General features: G+C 35.3%; 1 protein-coding gene. It reads right to left on the bottom strand.

Annotated features, from left to right (window positions below):
• Positions 1 to 204: hypothetical protein (locus WFZ86_RS20505; protein WP_342693650.1), on the bottom strand; the 204-nt coding region annotated here is incomplete at both ends.

The raw sequence follows: 204 nt of genomic DNA on the forward strand, positions 1-204 counted from the left end.
CATTAATGAAAATAGTAAATGCTTTTTCAAAAGTTGAAGTACCATCGAAAGTTCTTACGCGAACAGAGTAGGAAGCTTTGGTTTCAAAATCAGGACTCGCAGTAATTTTCAAATCACTACCTGAAATTAAAAAAGAAGTATTATCGGTATCACCAGCTCCAGCTACTAAAGAATACGTAAACGAACTGCTATCTACATCGGTTG

Origin of the sequence: Flavobacterium polysaccharolyticum (genome assembly GCF_038739875.1) — a bacterium.
Classification (GTDB): domain Bacteria; phylum Bacteroidota; class Bacteroidia; order Flavobacteriales; family Flavobacteriaceae; genus Flavobacterium; species Flavobacterium polysaccharolyticum.